The organism is Granulicella sibirica, from assembly GCF_004115155.1.
GTDB lineage: Bacteria > Acidobacteriota > Terriglobia > Terriglobales > Acidobacteriaceae > Edaphobacter > Edaphobacter sibiricus.
This window is the reverse complement of the sequence record NZ_RDSM01000001.1, coordinates 1518474-1534918: the sequence shown is the minus strand read 5'-3', so window position 1 is coordinate 1534918 and position 16445 is coordinate 1518474. Positions and strand designations below refer to the sequence as shown.

The 16445-nt window shown below is 60.4% G+C and carries 17 protein-coding genes; 5 read left to right on the top strand and 12 right to left on the bottom strand.

Annotation, left to right across the window (positions count from 1 at the left end; genetic code table 11):
• Positions 1-79 precede the first annotated feature (79 nt).
• The gene (locus GRAN_RS06455) at positions 80-856 is read left to right on the top strand and encodes an SDR family NAD(P)-dependent oxidoreductase (RefSeq protein ID WP_241654368.1); all 777 of its coding nucleotides are present in this window, start codon (positions 80-82) and stop codon (positions 854-856) included.
• A gap of 66 nt (positions 857-922) precedes the next feature.
• Here the strand turns inward: GRAN_RS06455 and pstB are convergent, their stop codons facing one another.
• The 4 genes from pstB to pstS are packed head-to-tail and all read right to left on the bottom strand — an operon-like array spanning position 923 to position 4708.
• Entirely contained in the window at positions 923-1759 is an 837-nt protein-coding gene (pstB, locus tag GRAN_RS06450) for a phosphate ABC transporter ATP-binding protein PstB (RefSeq protein WP_128912122.1), read from the bottom strand.
• Between the two features lie 26 nt (positions 1760-1785).
• Positions 1786-2646: a phosphate ABC transporter permease PstA gene (pstA, locus tag GRAN_RS06445; RefSeq protein ID WP_128912121.1), complete on the bottom strand. Its 861-nt coding sequence runs from the start codon at positions 2644-2646 to the stop codon at positions 1786-1788.
• Positions 2646-3641 carry a phosphate ABC transporter permease subunit PstC gene (pstC, locus tag GRAN_RS06440; protein ID WP_206662709.1) on the bottom strand — a complete coding sequence of 332 codons (996 nt, stop codon included), beginning with the start codon at positions 3639-3641 and terminating at the stop codon, positions 2646-2648. The genes pstA and pstC overlap by 1 nt, the downstream gene beginning before the upstream one ends.
• Before the next feature lie 38 nt (positions 3642-3679).
• Positions 3680-4708 carry a phosphate ABC transporter substrate-binding protein PstS gene (pstS, locus tag GRAN_RS06435; protein ID WP_128912120.1) on the bottom strand — a complete coding sequence of 343 codons (1029 nt, stop codon included), beginning with the start codon at positions 4706-4708 and terminating at the stop codon, positions 3680-3682.
• Between the two features lie 370 nt (positions 4709-5078).
• On the opposite strand from pstS, the gene GRAN_RS06430 reads away from it, so the two are divergent.
• Entirely contained in the window at positions 5079-6872 is a 1794-nt protein-coding gene (locus GRAN_RS06430; RefSeq protein WP_241654367.1) for a hypothetical protein, read from the top strand.
• Positions 6873-6951: 79 nt separating this feature from the next.
• On the opposite strand, the gene GRAN_RS06425 is transcribed toward GRAN_RS06430, so the two are convergent.
• Together GRAN_RS06425 and GRAN_RS06420 are read right to left on the bottom strand one after the other, a co-directional pair.
• Complete coding sequence (locus tag GRAN_RS06425) at positions 6952-7470, bottom strand: TonB C-terminal domain-containing protein (protein WP_128912119.1); 519 nt, start codon at positions 7468-7470, stop codon at positions 6952-6954.
• Positions 7471-7572: 102 nt separating this feature from the next.
• The gene (locus GRAN_RS06420; RefSeq protein ID WP_128912118.1) at positions 7573-8736 is read right to left on the bottom strand and encodes a glycerophosphodiester phosphodiesterase family protein; all 1164 of its coding nucleotides are present in this window, start codon (positions 8734-8736) and stop codon (positions 7573-7575) included.
• Positions 8737-8857: 121 nt separating this feature from the next.
• Here GRAN_RS06420 and GRAN_RS06415 point away from each other — a divergent pair, with 121 nt between their 5' ends.
• Entirely contained in the window at positions 8858-9070 is a 213-nt protein-coding gene (locus GRAN_RS06415; protein ID WP_128912117.1) for a hypothetical protein, read from the top strand.
• Positions 9071-9072: 2 nt separating this feature from the next.
• Here the strand turns inward: GRAN_RS06415 and GRAN_RS06410 are convergent, their stop codons facing one another.
• The 4 genes from GRAN_RS06410 to GRAN_RS06395 all read right to left on the bottom strand — a co-directional run bounded on the left by GRAN_RS06410 (position 9073) and on the right by GRAN_RS06395 (position 12575).
• A complete protein-coding gene (locus GRAN_RS06410) occupies positions 9073-9963 on the bottom strand; it encodes an SMP-30/gluconolactonase/LRE family protein (RefSeq protein ID WP_128912116.1) in 891 nt (296 codons plus the stop codon).
• A gap of 75 nt (positions 9964-10038) precedes the next feature.
• On the bottom strand, positions 10039-11049 hold the full coding sequence (locus tag GRAN_RS06405) for a LacI family DNA-binding transcriptional regulator (RefSeq protein ID WP_128912115.1): 1011 nt from the start codon (positions 11047-11049) through the stop codon (positions 10039-10041).
• Positions 11050-11124: 75 nt separating this feature from the next.
• Positions 11125-12426 carry a GRP family sugar transporter gene (locus tag GRAN_RS06400; RefSeq protein ID WP_128912114.1) on the bottom strand — a complete coding sequence of 434 codons (1302 nt, stop codon included), beginning with the start codon at positions 12424-12426 and terminating at the stop codon, positions 11125-11127.
• A gap of 29 nt (positions 12427-12455) precedes the next feature.
• Positions 12456-12575 carry a translocated intimin receptor Tir gene (locus tag GRAN_RS06395; RefSeq protein ID WP_128912113.1) on the bottom strand — a complete coding sequence of 40 codons (120 nt, stop codon included), beginning with the start codon at positions 12573-12575 and terminating at the stop codon, positions 12456-12458.
• Positions 12576-12733: 158 nt separating this feature from the next.
• Here GRAN_RS06395 and GRAN_RS06390 point away from each other — a divergent pair, with 158 nt between their 5' ends.
• Together GRAN_RS06390 and GRAN_RS06385 are read left to right on the top strand one after the other, a co-directional pair.
• Positions 12734-13090, top strand: coding sequence for a Rieske (2Fe-2S) protein (locus GRAN_RS06390; protein WP_128912112.1), 357 nt, complete (start codon positions 12734-12736; stop codon positions 13088-13090).
• 176 nt (positions 13091-13266) lie between these two features.
• Positions 13267-14085, top strand: coding sequence for an inositol oxygenase family protein (locus tag GRAN_RS06385; protein WP_128913001.1), 819 nt, complete (start codon positions 13267-13269; stop codon positions 14083-14085).
• Between the two features lie 27 nt (positions 14086-14112).
• Here GRAN_RS06385 and GRAN_RS06380 read toward each other — a convergent pair whose 3' ends face one another.
• Positions 14113-15003: a LysR family transcriptional regulator gene (locus GRAN_RS06380; RefSeq protein ID WP_128912111.1), complete on the bottom strand. Its 891-nt coding sequence runs from the start codon at positions 15001-15003 to the stop codon at positions 14113-14115.
• Positions 15004-15286: 283 nt separating this feature from the next.
• Positions 15287-16369: a glycoside hydrolase family 88/105 protein gene (locus GRAN_RS06375; protein ID WP_128912110.1), complete on the bottom strand. Its 1083-nt coding sequence runs from the start codon at positions 16367-16369 to the stop codon at positions 15287-15289.
• Between the last annotated feature and the right edge of the window lie 76 nt (positions 16370-16445).

Genomic DNA, 16445 nt, shown 5'->3' with positions numbered 1-16445 from the left:
CTCGGCGTGTGAGCGAGTCTCGGACCATTGTATGGGGCGGGCGATACAATCGCTTGGTACTTCAACAGGGAGAGGTGGCGTGGCTAAGTTTCGGCTCGATGGGCGTTCGGCGATTGTGACAGGTGGGGCAAGCGGAATCGGTCTGGCGATCGCGCAGGCGCTGGCAGGCGCGGGAGCGACGGTGCACATCGTCGACCTGAACCTCGATGCGGCCAGTGCCGCCACGAAGACTATCGAGGACGCGGGCGGACTCGCCTTCGCCCATGGCTGCAATGTCGCAAAGCAGGCCGAGGTGGATGCTGTTTTCTCAAAGCTCCTCTCCGAGGGGCGTATCGATGTCCTCGTCAATAACGCGGGGGTCGCAGCCATCGGCACTGTTGAGACGACCACGGCCGAGGACATGGACAAGGTGCTCTCCGTCAACGTGAAGAGCGTCTATCACTGCACGAAGGCGATTATCGGCGGCATGGTGAAGCAGGGCGGCGGCGTTATCCTCAACATGGCCTCCATCTCGGCCACCTGCGGTCTGAGCGACCGGTTCGCCTACTCCATGAGCAAGGGAGCCGTCCTCTCAATGACGTTCTCGATCGCGAAGGACTACCTGAAGAAGAACATCCGATGCAATGCGATCTCGCCCGCCCGGGTACACACGCCGTTCGTCGACGGATACCTGGCGGCCAATTACGCCGGCCGCGAAGAGGAAGTCTTCGCAACTCTCTCCGCGGCTCAGCCGATCGGGCGCATGGGGCAGCCGGCCGAGGTCGCGAACCTGGCCCTGTTCCTGTGCTCGGATGAAGCGGCGTTCATTACGGGTGTGGACTACCCGCTCGATGGCGGCTACGTGAATCTTCGATAGAAGCATCCAGCAAAAAAGCCCCTCCCCGGCAATCTGGAGGAGGGGCTTTTGCTGATAAGCTTCTTTTTACCCGAAGCGGCCGGTGAGGTAGTCCTCGGTCTGCTTGTTCGTCGGGTTCATAAACATCTTGCGCGCACCCTCGAACTCGATCAGCTTGCCGGTGAGGAAGAACCCCACGTAGTCCGCGACGCGCGCAGCCTGCAACATGTTGTGCGTCACGATCACGATCGTGCACGTGCCCTTGAGTTCGAAGACAAGGTCCTCGATCTTCGCGGTGGCGAGCGGATCAAGCGCCGAGCAGGGCTCGTCGAGCAGAAGAACCTCAGGCTCGACAGCAAGTGACCGCGCGATGCAAAGCCGCTGCTGCTGACCGCCCGAGAGCGACAGGGCCGAGACGTGGAGCTTGTCCTTCACCTCTTCCCAGAGCGCGGCGCGGCGAAGGCTCTGCTCGACGCGATCCTTCATCTCGCTCGCCGGAAGCATGCGGTTGATGCGGACACCGTAAGCGACGTTATCGAAGATGCTCTTGGGAAACGGATTCGGCCGCTGGAAGACCATGCCGACACGGCGGCGAAGAGCGGTGGGATGAAAGCTGAAGAGGTCCTGATCGCCAAGCAGAATCTCACCTTCGACCCGTGTGCCGGGGAGGGTCTCGCTCATGCGGTTGAGGATCCGGAGGAACGTCGACTTGCCGCAGCCCGAAGGTCCGATGAGTGCGGTTACCTTGTCGGCCGGGACCTTCATGTTCAGGTGGTGCAGCGCTTGAAAATCTCCGTAGAAGAAGTTCAGGTCGTTGACGGTGAACTGCGGCGTCAGCGGAGGAACGATGGAAAGCTGTTCGTCTCCGAAACGTTCGTCCCGAACCTTGCTGAAATCTCCGAGTTTGAATGCGGCTGCTGCCATGTGCTGCTCCTAAGGTACGCCTTGCCTTAGCTGCGGGGAAGATGAGTCCGCCTTGAGAGAACCAGGCGAGCGAGAATGTTGATCAACAGGACGGCCGTCAGGAGGACGAATCCACCAGCCCATGCCTGCCGATGCCAGTCTTCGTAAGGTGAGATCGCGTAGTTGAAGATCACCACCGGAAGGGAGGCTGAGGGCTGGTTGAAGCCCGGGCTCCAGTACTGGTTGTTGAAGGATGTGAAGAGCAGTGGGGCCGTCTCGCCAGCAACACGGGCGAGGTTCAGCATGATGCCGGTCACTATGCCGGGAAGCGCTGCCGGAATGATGACGGTGAAGATCGTCTGCGTCTTGCTTGCGCCCAGACTCATCGCGCCCTCGCGCAGTGAACGCGGCACACCCCGCAGAAACTCTTCCGTGCTGCGGAGCGCGATCGGAATCATCATGATGCCCAGCGCGACGCCGCCAGCCAGCGTCGAAAAGTGATGCATCGGCAGCACGATCAGCGTGTAGACGAATATGCCCATCACGATCGACGGCACGCCGTTCAGCAGATCGGTCGTATAGCGGACAATCGCCGAGAAGGCGCCACCGGCGAACTCCGCCAGGTGGATGCCGCCGAGCAGGCCAAGCGGCACACCGACCGCTGCTGCGATCATCAACAGCTTGCCCGAGCCAATGATCGCGTTCGCCATACCGCCGCCGACTTCGCCCACGGGGACCGGCAGCTTGGTAAAGAAAGACCAACTCAGCGAGCGCGCCCCGTTCACAACGAGGTAGCCAAGGATGAAGATCAGCACCGACACGACCGCGAGAGCGCAAAGGCCCGTGATGGTCAGCATGACGACGTTCGTAATCTTCTTGCGTAAGGGGGGATAGCTGGCGGTAGCCATTATTCGCGAATCTCCCGGATTCCAGCGGTCAGCATCAGCAACCGAGCGGCCGCGTTCACGATCATGGTCACGACGAAGAGGACGAGAGCCATCTCGATCAGGGCGTGCAGGTAAATGTCGTCGGTCGCCTCGGTAAACTCGTTCGCGATGACGGCGGCAATCGTATATCCGGGCGAGAGCAGCGATGCGTGGATCTCAGGCACGTTGCCGATCACCATTGTGACCGCCATCGTCTCGCCGAGCGCGCGTGCAAGCGCAAGAAAGATCGAGCCGATGATCCCCCGTCGCGCATATGGAACGACCGAGCGCCAGGTGACATCCCACTTGGTCGCCCCGAGGGCCATCATGGCCTCGCGCTGCGCTGTCGGCACCGACATCAGCACCTCGCGCGAGATCGACACGATGAACGGAACGATCATGATCGAGAGCACGACGCCCGCGGTCAGGTAGCTGACGCCGTAGAACGACCCCTTGAAGATCGGCAGAAACTGAAGATGATCCGTGATCGGAGGAACGACCTTGTTCAACAGTGGAACGAGCACGAAGATGCCGATCAGCCCAAAGATCACACTCGGAACGGCCGCGAGCAACTCGATCAGGAACGTCAGAACGTTTGAGACCTTCCGTGGCGCCATCTCCGAAAGGAAGATCGCGGCGCCAATGCCGATCGGGACGGCGATGACGAGGCCGATGACCGAAGTCAGCAGCGTGCCATAGACGAACGGAAGCGCCCCGAAGGTCGCGCTGACCGGGTCCCAGGTGGATGAGGTGAGGAAGTGCCAGCCAAACTTCTGCCGGGAAAGAAGCGAGTTCGCCCAAAGGTGCTGCGCAAGCAAACCGGTAATGAGGAGAATGGCAAGCGCCGCCATCAGGGTGACGAGATAAGCAATTTCGTCGCCCTTACGCAGCCGCTCCGCGAAGCTCATAGGCTGTTGCCCGGAGCCTCGCGGAGTCGATGTGCCGAGTGGTGCAGGTGTTGTGGTCGATGATGCCATGGTCTACAAATCGCCCCGGACTTCTCGAAAGATCAGTTCTAGTACTGCAGTGTCCCGATTGCGGCGGCTTCCCTGTTGATCACTTCTTTGGGAAGTTTCGCATAGGTGAGGCCTTCGCACTCGTTCTGTCCAGTCGTCAGCGACCACTTCAGGAACTCCTTGAGCGCCGCTCCCTTTGCCTTGTCGGGTATGCTGCGGGGGATCAGCATCCACGTAAAGCTCGCAATCGGATAGGTTTGCGCACCGGGAGCATCGGTGATGGACACCCGGAAATCCGCAGGCATATTCTTCGCCGCACCGGCTGCCGCCTCGGTCACGCTGGCAAGCGACGCCTTCACGAACTGGCCGGCGGAGTTGCGAACCTGGCCGTATGGGATCTTGTTCTGCACGGCATACACGAGCTCCACGTAGCCGATCGAGTTCGGCGTCTGCTTCACGAGACCGGAGACGCCCTCGTTGCCCTTCCCGCCAAGACCGACGGGCCAGTTGATCGAAGCACCGACGCCAACTTTGCCCTTCCACTCAGGGCTGACCTTTGAGAGGTAGTCGGCCCAGATGAAGGTCGTACCCGATCCATCGGAACGGTGAACGACGAGAATGTTCGCATTCGGCAGCTTTACCGAAGGATTCGCGCTCTGGATGTAGGGATCGTTCCACTTGGTGATCTTGCCGAGGTAGATGCCGGCCAGCGCATCCTGCGTGAACTTCAACTCGGCGTTGACGCCGGGGATGTTGTAGACGGGAACGACGGCACCAAGGGCGGTCGGGAAGTGCAGGATGTCGGAGTGGATCTTGCCCTTGGCGTCTGCCAGTTGCGCATCATTCATGGGGCCGTCGGTGCCGCCGAAGTCGACCGTACCGGTCGAGACCTGGCGGATGCCGCCGCCGGAACCGATCGCCTGGTAGTTGATCTGAACGTTCGGGTTGGCCTGCTTGAAGTCGAAGGCCCACTTGGAGTAGAGGGGAGCCGCGAAGGTCGAACCGGCGCCCGTCAGGGTGACTTGCTGGCTCAACGCTGTCAGCGAGGCTGCCGAGAACGCAACCGAGAGCAGAATCTTGCGAATCATGATTTTCCTCGAGTATGCCGCACCGGCCCGCGGTGCTGGCTTTATCTGTTTGATCTGATGCTGAGCCAGACTAACCGGATGAAATGAATGGGCTATGAATTCGCTCCACTGTTTTCAATGAGTTGGAGTTTTGGCGAGGCGGGAGCACCAATTTCAGTGCAATTCTGCGGTCTCCACAGACTATTCCTTCCATGACCGGGGTGATTGTCAATATTCGTTGAATAGGAACTCGCATTTGCACTCCATTCACATTCGACTGCCAACCTCGTAGGTACTGAACGCCATGGAATCTTGTCCAAGCGATGCCTCGCAACGTCGAGGTGCGCGTCAGGACTGCAAGACCGATCTGTGTGCGTTTACGAGAGGATCTATGACGAAGCGAACGATGATGGTTCTGGCGATGGGCATGGCGGTCGGATCCGCCTCTGTCCAGGCACAGACAGATGCTTCCGCGACGCCGAAGACGGCGCACAAGAAGCCCAAAGCCAAGGCGGTCTCCCAGACTGAAGAAGAGTTGCGCGAACTTCGCATGATGCAGGTCAAACTGCAGGCCGAGATCGACGACTTGAAGCAGATGCTCATGGATCGCGACACCAAGCTGGCAACTGCAAACCAGACGGTTCAGGCTACGCAGGCGCAGGCCGCTGCCGCTACCGAGAAGGCGGCCGAGGCGAGTTCCAGTGTGGCCGAGCAGGACAACAAGGTCAAGGATCTGCAGGGTCAGATCAACGACCAGCAGGTGGCCACCAACACCGCTGTGAAGACGGTGACCGACAACCAGGCGAAGCTCGCTGCAGCCGTCGAGTCTCCCACGACGCTGCACTACAGGGGGGTGACCATCACCCCGAGCGGGTTCTTCGCGGCAGAAACGGTGTACCGCAGCCGCGCCATCAACTCCGATATCAACACCCCGTTCAACGCCACTCCGTTCAACGGCGCGGGCGAAGCTCATACGAGCGAGTTCAACTTCTCGGGCCGCCAGTCCCGTCTCGCGGTTCTGGTCAGCGGCAAGCCGAAGTTCGGCACGCTCAACGGCTACTTCGAAGGCGACTTCCTCTCCGCTGGTGTGACCTCGAACGACAACCAGAGCAACAGCTACACGCTGCGTCAGCGCCAGTTCTTTGGCCAGGTGGCGATGAACAGCGGCTTCACCTTCACCGGCGGTCAGATGTGGTCGCTTGTGACGGAGAATGCCAAGGGAACCGACAACCGGACCGAAGTGCTTCCGCAGACTCCGGATGCGGCGTACCACGTCGGCTTTAGCTGGGCGCGTCAGCCTGGTGTTCGCTTCCAGCAGAAGCTTGGTCAGTTCACGGTTGCGGCTTCGCTCGAAGAGGCGCAGATCATCTTCGCCGCCTCCAATCAGAACCAGAACTTCTTCTTTGGCTCCGCCGGTGTCGGTGGCGGTCTCTACAACCTGAACGCCAACTACTCCAACAACGTCGCTCCCGACGTCATCTTCAAGACGGCCTACGATTCGAGGTATGGCCACTTTGAAGTCGGCGGACTCGCCCGCTTCTTCCGCGACCGCATCTACCCGGGCAACGTTAGCGCCACCTCGGTTCCTGCGACCGGCGGCACCAACAACACCGAGTTCGGTGGCGGCTTCTTCGCCAACGCGCACGTTCCGGCGACCAAGTACTTCACGCTTGGCGTGCATGTACTGCAGGGAACCGGTGTGGGCCGCTACGGCACCTCGACGCTGGCCGACGTGACGGTTCGTCCGAACGGCACCTTCTCTGCCATCCGCTCGAGCCAGGGTCTCCTTTCGCTCGAGTTCCACCCGACTCCGAAGCTTGATATCAACGGCTACGCGGGCGGGGAGTACGCACAGCGAACTACCTACCTCGATCCCGTGTCCGGCAAACTCGTTGGGTACGCTCCAATCACGAGCAGCAATGCGGGTTGCAACGTCGAGACAACGCCCTCGGGAACGACCGGCTATCTGCCAGGTACGCCTGCCAGTTGCGCCGGTGTCAACCGCGCCATCCTCGAAGGTTCGGCTGGCTTCACGTATCGCTTCTACACGGGGCCGGCTGGCCGTATCCAGTACCAGATGGTCTACAGCTACCTGAACCGCGAGTCGTGGGTTGGTGCAAACGGGATCAGCGCGAAGGGTACGAACAACATGGTCTTCACCAGCTTCCGCTACTACATCCCGTAAACAGCAGGAACACTATAAACGGAAGGGCACCCCAACAGGGTGCCCTTTTCGTTTGGTTCACAGACGATTGAGCGATAGCTCAGGGTGTGTTCGGCTTCGGTGCCGGGAGATAGTTGAAGCGGAGGCGGAGTTCGAACGCCTGCCCGGTGAACGTCGCGGGCAAAGCCGAAAAGCCATTTACCTCGGTCATCGAGGCCCACGCCGCGCGGTCCAGTGCCCCCTCATGGCTCGTACCTTCCAGCCGCATGCTGGCCAACGTGCCATCCGGCCTGATGCTGAATCGAATGACGGTGACTCTTGGCTTATCGATCGGCAGACCTGTTTCCTGGGCGAGGCGCTTGCGCCATCCGTCGTTGATGGTATGGAGCATCTGCCGGATGTATGGGCCGAAGTCCACGCCCTGTGTGTCGGAAAGGACTTCGACCCCCGCCGTTGAGCCGTGAGCGCTGGACGGCCACGGAGCATCCTGGGCAGCCTGGCGTGATACATCGTCGCCTTGAACGGCCTGCCCATGCATCCGGACGCCGCCGCAGAATCCGGCTACGGCCGCGAGGAACATGGGCATTGCGATGGACTTTCCTGGCTGACGGAAGTTCATAGGACTTTTCCTTGGCGGGTGAAGAATGACCAGCCGTTACAGAATAGACCAGCGAGAGCCGCGATAGAGGCTCTCGCTGGTTCACTTTGATGGACGCGGTTGCTAGGGCTTCGGCTGACGCAGGCCCGACGGTAGGAACTCCGTCGACAGCATCTCCGGCCCTTCAGTCAGGTAGTACGTCGAAATATTCGGATACTGCTCCTCTACGAGGATGAGCGTGCGGAAGTCGAAGCTCTGCACATCCGACCGTGCTTCCATGTGGTTGCGCTTGATCGCTCCACATAACGTGTCCACGAACACCTGCGGCCCAACGGTATGGTTCTGCAGCATCTCCGGTGGGATCTTCGACTCAGGGCTGCCGGGCTTCGGTGCTGGGAGATTCTCCGGCAGGATCTTCGTCTCCATGTTGAAGTGAACGCGTTCACCCGCTGCTGCCCGCTCCGCCGCATGCGGACTCTGTTTGCCGGCTCCATTGCGGTAGTAGTCGGTATAGAAGGCCGTGAACCGAAAAACCTGTTCAACATACGTCGGAACATACGGGCTGATCAGGTGCTCATGTTCCGCAAATGCAACCGCTACCGGTGAGAGCGCCAAGTCGTTCTTCTGGTCTGGAAAGGCTGTCGAGTGGAGCTTGTCGCAGATAAATGTCGCCTGCGCTTCCTTCATCGAGATATCGCGCGTGTACACCCGGTTCGCCATCGTGTACGCCGAGCCATCCGCCTTGCGGCAAGACTGCGGATTCAGGAACTGGTCATGCCATATCAGCGACACATGATCCGTCGTCACGCCCGTATCCGTCTCGATCGTATCGATCAGGTTATCGAGCCCCGATTCGAACGCCGGAAGCGTGTTTTCCGGTCGTAGACCGCGTCCACCGCGGTGCCCCGACACGTTGAAGTTCTTCAACCGCGCCGCCATCTCCGGCGACGACGCTCGCTCCTCCGCCAGCACCTTCTGCAGCAGGTCCGGCCTATCGGAGATCAGCCCGTCAGGATACGTCCGGATCACGGCGCGTATCTTCTCCGGATCGTTCGTTGTCCACGGCACTACCTTGAAGCCCATCTTCTGCAGCTTCGCCACGGGCACATCTCCGTTGAGCACCGTGGCGTCGTTCGGCGAGAGCGCGGGCATCAGCGCCTTGTGCTGCTTTGCATGAGCGGCGGCCTCGGTCATCAGGCCGACGAAAGGATTCTGCTGAGCGCTGAGCATAGGCATGGTCGTCGAAAGAAGCACAAGGGCAAGCTTGGTTAAAGGTCTAGAAATCATATGTGAGGCAAGGCTCTCGCGTTTCGATTACAGCTATGTGAAGGCGAGTGTAGAACATCGGGCGGAGAACCCACCCTCTCGGCATATAGTGAATCAAATCGCACAGGAGGCGAACCGAAGCATGCCGCAACGCAAGAGCATTGTCCTCTCACTTATCCTTACCTTCTTCTTCGGACCCTTCGGCATGCTCTACAGCACGGTCGTTGGAGCGCTGGTCATGCTTGTCCTCTACGTCGCTCTCGGCATCCCAACGCTCGGCTGGGCTCTCGCCGGCCTGCATCCCATCGCGATGATCTGGGGAGCCTGGGCGGCCGATCGCGCCAACCGCTACTAGCCCTACTTCGGCATAGGGATCGACACAGCCTTGCCCGCGCCCCGTTCGGCAATCCAGATCATGTCGCCCGCAGGCTCGACGGCTGTCGGCGTCTTAAGCCCTTCCTTGATGACAGTGACGCTTGCCTTATCGCCATTGATCGTAAGGACAGAGATCTTGCCGCTGCCATTCTCCGCAAGCAGAATCTTCCCGTTCGCCGCGCGCATGCCATCAGGACCCTTCACCGGCTGATCCATCCAGATATCGACCGGAGTTCCCGCCTTCCCGAAAGCATCCATCGGGACACGGTAAAGATTATTCGAGAACACGTTGTTCACATACAGCGTGCCGTTCAGGAACGTGATCCCATCGATCCCATAAAGCGTCCGGTCCTCCAGGAAGAGTTCTCCGGTAGTCGCTCCAGCAGGCAGTTTATAGATCTTGCTGTTGGCGGTGTCGCTAATGTACAGCGCCTTATCCGGCCCAAATGAGAAGTCGTTGCATGTGCTGTTCTCTCCGGGCAGGTCCCAGCGAATCTTTGCTGCACCCGTAGCAAGGTCGAAACTCCGCAGCGTCGTGTGGCGCTTCACCGGCGTCGTGCCCGGTGTCGGCGTAAGCTGGCACGCCCAAAGGGTATTCGTCGTGGCATCGGCCAGCATACCGAAGAAGAAAGTGCCCGCACCTTCAGCGCTCGCATCCACGAACTTCTCGGCGGTCGTCGACCCCGCACGAACCTTGTAGATGAACGGTGTGCTCGCGCTGCCGACGATCAGCACCCCGCCCGGCGCAACTGTAAGGCTCTCCGGCTGTGACTTCGCATCGGCGATAAGAACCTCAGAGGCAGATGCAGCCTGCACAAGTCCGGTGCACAATGCGATGCATGCGGCAAAATGTCGCGCAGTCAACCTCAACATAGTCCAATCTCCTCGTTGCTTCGATCAGCAAACGATACACGCTCATACCATCGGAAGTCTTGAACGGATGGAGAACTAACTCGCCACACTCGATTGCCGCACCACCAGCTTCGGCGGAGTCAGGATCGCCTGAATAGGAGCGGACGGCGTCGTCGCCAGGTGCAGCGCCAACTGCGCCGCACGCTCACCCATCTGCTGCGTCGAGTGGTCGATGGAGGTCAGCGGCACCTTGAGATACTCGGCATATCGCAGGTTCCCGCAGCCAACAAACGCGATGTCTTCTGGAATGCGTAGACCCGCATCCATCGTGGCTTTCATCGCCCCGATCGCCGAAAGATCGTTGTAGCAAAAGACCGCATCCGGACGCGGCGTGCGCGCCAGCAACTCCTGCATCGCCTGGTATCCTGCCGAGTCACCCGTCTCCTCGAAGCGGTCGCGCGTGACGATCAACTCCGGCCGAACGACAAGCCCCGCAGCCGCAAGCGCGTCCTGGTACCCCCGCAGCCGGTTCACCGACGGGCTCATTCCTTGTCCGCCGATATGCGCAATCCTCTTCCGGCCAATCTCGATCAGGTGTTGCGTCGCAAGCTCGCCAACCTTCACATCGTCCGAGCCAACAAAGTTGGCGTCCAGCGAAGGGAAATTCCGATCGACAAGGAGGAACGGCGTCTTATGCTCGCGAAACAGTTCCACATCGAACGGCTCAGGCTGGCACGATGCGACGATCAGCACGTCAACCCCGCGGCTCAGAAGTGTATGAATCTCCTGCCGCTCGACCTCGGGATCTTCTTCCGACGAAGCCAGCACAAGCGCAAGTCCATGCTGCCGCAGCAGCCCACCGATAGCCTTCGCGAACTCACCAAAGAACGGATGTACAAGGTCCGGAACCACAAGCCCGACTGCGAATGACCGGCCACTCGCCAGCCCACGCGCCAGCATATTCGGCCGGTAGTTCAACTCCTGCATGCGCTTGAGCACGAGCGCGCGCGTGCGTTCGCCTATATCCGGATTACCCCGCAGCACCTTCGAAACCGTAACCGTTGAAACCCCGAGATCCTGCGCAATGTCCTTGAGCCGAACGGCCATTCTGTAGCTCCACGGGCGCGGTTCGTCGCGAGCCCGGCAATTCCAGTGTATGTCGTCCGCTTCTCCGGCTGGAGGCTAGCTGAAGCGCGTCTGCCGCCACAGTGCCCAGCCACCGCCTACAAGCGCTACCGCAAGGATCACGCCAAGTACCGCAATCCACCCAAGGTTCATCGCGAGAGGAGGCACCACCGCGTTATACCCGAGATAAACGAACACCCCGGTGGCACACGCGACGATCAGCACATCCCACCAGCGCCTCTTCTCGGTCCTGCTGCCAAACTCCTCGCCGCTCTGCGCCAGTAGGACCTCGCGATAGTCCAGCCCGTAGCGCTCGCACTCACGGACAAGCGCCTCATTCTTCGAGAGATGCTCCTGTGACCCCGCAACCGCCGTCGAGATCGCCAGAGCCCCCAGGATCATCAACACCGACCCCGTCACCACGAGCGTCATATGCGCCCGGTCCGCTGTCGCAAGCTCACCAAAAACCAGCGCGCCCCACGCCAATCCCCACAACTGGTTCGTATTCGAAAGGGGAATGCCGCGACCAATTCCAAGATACTTCGCCGCAAACTGCTGAAACAGATCCCCGATCACCCACACAAAGCCGCCCAGAAATAGCCAGAAGAGAAGCTGCTTGCTCTGCGCAAGCTGAAACGCCGAAGAGTGCGCCCCTCCATCCAGAAACCAGGTCAGCGCAAACATCGTGCCAAGCTCGCCCACCGTAAACGCCGTGACGAACGACAGCGGATTCATCCCGCTTAGGTACGCCTTGCGATAGGGCACATACATCGTCCCCCACATCAGCGATGCCCCCGCCGCGGCCAGCAGCCCGCGGATCGCATGCGGCGAGGTCGAAGCGCCGCCATGAATCGTGCTGAATCCAAGCATGATCGCCGCGATCACGATCAACACCGCCCCCACGACTACCTTCGAAATATTCTTCGCCCCCGCACCCTTCAGCTCACAAAACAACAGCCGCCCCCACAGGAGCCCGATCAGCGAATTCGTATTCCAGAGCGGGAACGCCGTCGCCAGACCCACGTCCCGAATCGCGAAGACGGTCAGCGTATTCGCTACCGCCCACAGCGCCCCCGCCAGGATCGCCCATACGATCAGGTGCTTCTTCGCAGCTAGGTCCGCGAACACATACGTCGTTCCCTTCAGCAGCGTCGGAAACGTCCATCGCGCAGTGAACACCCCGGCGACCATGCACAGCGAAATGGCAAACGGCGAAAACCCTGCATTCACAAGCTTCGTCGGAGCCTCGGCCGCTCCCAGCCATACGCCTGCGGCCAGCCCGCAGAGCACTCCCATCAGGTGAAGCGAGTGGCCCGATGCTGCGGCTGAATTTGCCTTCGTGGTTGCTGTGGTCGCCATCAGGAGTCTCTTTCGCTTCAATCTGAGATTTAGTGGAGTGCGACCAGAAGCCCGATGCCCCCGGCAAGAACAAGCGCCGGGATCCAGAAGTGGATATCGGTCAGGATCGCCCGAACAGTCTCGGTTCCGGTCTTCGTCACTTTGGACATGTCAATCAAACCTCGTTACTTCCATGTGCGGCCGCAGCCTGCGCGGAAATCATAGTTAGCGGTGACGCCGGAACCTTATCGGGCGGAAAACGGCCTTGTCAAGCTTGCTCTGAGAGCGCAACCACTTGCGATACCATTCCAGCGAGGGTGCCTTCGGGATGATTCTAAAGCTTTGTGACGTAGCCGGCCTCCCGCAGGAGGGCAGGCTTAAGGGCTTTGCCGGAGGACGCGTCCATCTCTGCGTCGGCGTCCTCAACGGCAGGCCCTACGCCATCGACAACGAATGCCCTCACCAGCGCGCACCTCTCGCCAGCGGCTCCATTGCCGACGGATACGTCGTCTGCCCGATCCATGGATGGCGTTTCCGTCTCGCCGACGGCTCCCCTGAGCGCTCCAACGACCCCGCCGTCGAGACGTACGAGGTTCGTATCTATGGAGATGAGGTCTTTGTCCGCGTCCCGGCATCCCAAACCGGAATCGCGGATCCCGCGTCTTCAAAAGAATCGCTTGCTTGAAATAGTGGAATTCTTGTATAAGTTACCGGTAACGGAGACAGCCGAAGACCGGCGTCCCGAGCCGCGTTTGTTTCTAAAGGAAACAAGGAGATCCACCCATGAGCGCTCCCTCCGCAGAATCTATTCTCGATACTGAGCTGAAAGCAAACACCGTCCCTGGCAACCCGCTCGGCGACATGGATGACTGGGACGAGTTCCTCGAGGGCCGCTACAAGGAAGGCAAGTCCGAGGCCGAGTTCCGCGTCTACGACGCCACCGCGACTCCCGGCGTTGCCGAGTTCTACCGCCTCAACCACGAGAACCAGACCGTCGCCTACACCCTCGGCAAGGAGAAGGAATACTTCGGCCTCAACAAGGGTCAGAAGACCATCTGGGAGGCCGCTGAGTTCCTGAACACCCTCGTCGACGACAGCGATCCCGACACCGATCTCACCCAGATCGAGCACCTCCTTCAGACCTCCGAAGCCATCCGTCGCGACGGGCACCCCCGCTGGATGGTCCTCACCGGCTTCATCCACGACCTCGGCAAGTGCCTCTGCCTCTACGGCGAGCCGCAGTGGGGCGTCGTCGGCGATACCTTCCCGGTCGGCTGCGCCTGGTCGAAAGATATCGTCTTCCCCGAGTACTTCGCCAAGAATTCCGACCGCCACGTCGCCGAGTACCAGACCAAGTACGGCATCTACGAGCCCAACTGCGGCCTCGAGAACGTCCATATGTCCTTCGGGCACGACGGCTACATCGCCAAGGTGATGGAGAACTACCTGCAGGATGAGTCGCTCTACATGCTGCGCTTCCACTCCTTCTACCCATGGCACCGGCACGGCGCCTACGACCACCTCTGCACGGACAAGGATCGCTCCATGCTCCCCTGGATCCTCAAGTTCAACCAGTACGACCTCTACTCCAAGGGCCACACCAAGCCCAACATGGCGGAGCTGAAGCCCTACTACGACGACCTGTTCGCCGAGTTCCTGCCACCAACCCTCGCCTGGTAGTCGTCTTTCGGGCAAACGCGGTTCAGCCTAGAGCTGCCGGGCTGAACCGCGTACCAGTTTGCGCAGGCTGTCGAGCGCAGGAGTCTCCCGCACCTTCGGCCACGCCATCACCAGCTCCACGCTCGCTCCTGGCGACGTCAGCGGGCAGAACACAAGGTCGTGCGTGCGGTCCTGCTGCAGGTTTAGCGGCAGAATCGAAATTCCCACCCCCGCCTCCACCAGGAGAGCCACGCTCGACCACACGGTCGAGATCGCCGCGATCCGCGGCGAGAACCCCGCCTCCGAACAGAGCTCAATCACCTTGTCGAACAGCGCAGGGGACGTATCCCGCGACGAAAGCACGAACGACTCCTTCGCCAGGTCGCCAATATCGACCGGACCCGGGGCAAGCGGATGATCCCGCGGCAGAACTGCGACGACCGGATCCTGTCGCACCGTCTCCGACTCCAATTCCTCCGAATAGGGCGACTCAAGCCGCCGCGTAAACCCGATATCGATTCGCCCATCCAGCAGGGCATGCCACTGCGTTGTTGGCGGCATCTCCTCCAGCACTACGCGTATATCTGGATGCTTCTTCCGGAAGGCCTTGATCACCTTCGGGAATCCCGCTCCCACACCTCCGGCGAAGAACCCGATCCGGAGTTCGCCGATCTCGCCCCGGTGTGATCCCTGCGCCACCTTCACTGCCTGTGCCGCTGCCGCTAGCGTCTTCTTCGCTTCGGCCAGGAATAGCTCCCCGTGCGGCGTCAGCCGAATGCTGCGGAAGGCGCGGTCGAACAACGCAACCTCGATCTCCCGCTCGAGATCAGCGATCTGCTCGCTCACAGCTGACTGCGACACGTGCATTGCCCGCGCCGCGCGACTGACGCTTCCATGCTCCGCCACCGCGACCACATACCGGAGATGCCGCAGTTCCATCCCAACATCTTATCGGTTTTACCGATAGTCAGCATCGGCCAAACCCCCAAGGGCCTCAGCCACAAAAATCAAAAGCTCCGCTAAGGTTGCGGAGCTTGGAAAGAGTAGCGGCACCTTCTGCCTGAAAGAGCACTTCGAATCCGCTCCAGAAGGAACATCATGGCACTTGGTCTCTCTATCGGCATTTCAGCGCATTTTCTCCAGAGTGTCCGACGATCCGTCAGTACCCAACGTCATACGACCTTTCTCCATTACCTCGGTACCGGCATCGGAATCGATTGCTCTAGCGGAGTAAAGCCGAGGCAGCCCAAAGCACTGGGGCCTGCCCGTGATCGTCTCCCGTGCGACGCCTGCGAGCCAGATAATACTCCAGATTGTTGAACTTACCTGTCCCCTCGCACACACTGGTAATGTCGTCGTTCTGGTCGATATACCCAACCACCGCGATCCAGCCTCGCCTCGCCGCCGGCCCGTACGTCTGACCATCCAGCCAGCCATGCTTCACGCCCGTGATCATGGCATAGGTGAACATCGCGGACGACGAGCTCTCAGGCCACGCCTGCGGCTTGTCGATCAGTTCCCGCCACATCCCGTCCGCACCCTGAAATTGCAGCAGGCTTGCCATCATCGCCTTGTAGCCCTTCAGAATGCGCGCCCGCTGCGGATGATTCTCCGGCAGGCTCGTCAGCATCTCGGCCATTCCCGCCGCTACCCACCCGTCGCCGCGCCCCCAGAAAAATGGCACATCCGGAGCATGGTAGAAGAGCCCATTCGGCTGCTGCAGCTTATCGAGATACGCCACCATCTCCTTTGCATCGCGGTCGAGGTACTTAGGATCCTTCGTCGCCCGGTACGCCTCAAGCTGGAGCAGCGTCAACATGTACATATCGTCGATCCAGAATCGCGTCTCGGCCGAAAGCCCATCTGGCTGCGGATTCTCCCACTGCCGATCCGCCCAGCGTTTACCCTCCGCCAGAAACTTCGCGTCGCCGGTCTGGAGTCCGATCTCGAGCGGCACCACCCCAAAGATCGAGTCGTCCACATGGTGACGCAGCGGAATCCGCGCCTGGTCGTTCCCGCCCGGCATCATCGGCTCGAAGCGCGTGATCAGCTTCTGCCGCAGCGCATCATCATGAGTCAACTGCGCGAATGTCAGCGACCCATACCAGGCAACCACCTCCGCATAGTGCAGCGTCGGCGTGTACTGGTGTGCGCTCACAACGAAGTGCTCGGCGACCCGCTTTCCCACCTCCTGCGGTGTCGTGCCCTTCGGCAGGTCCTTGAAGTAGTCCTGCTGGGCAAACAGGTTGCCGGAAAGCAGAAAAGCAGCGGCGGTACCGAGCAGTCGGAAGCGGGTCAATCTCATAGGTCGTTCGATCCTCTTATCGCAGTGGCGTTTGACAGGGAGGATTGTACGCACCGGCGAGTACCTTCGAAAAGAG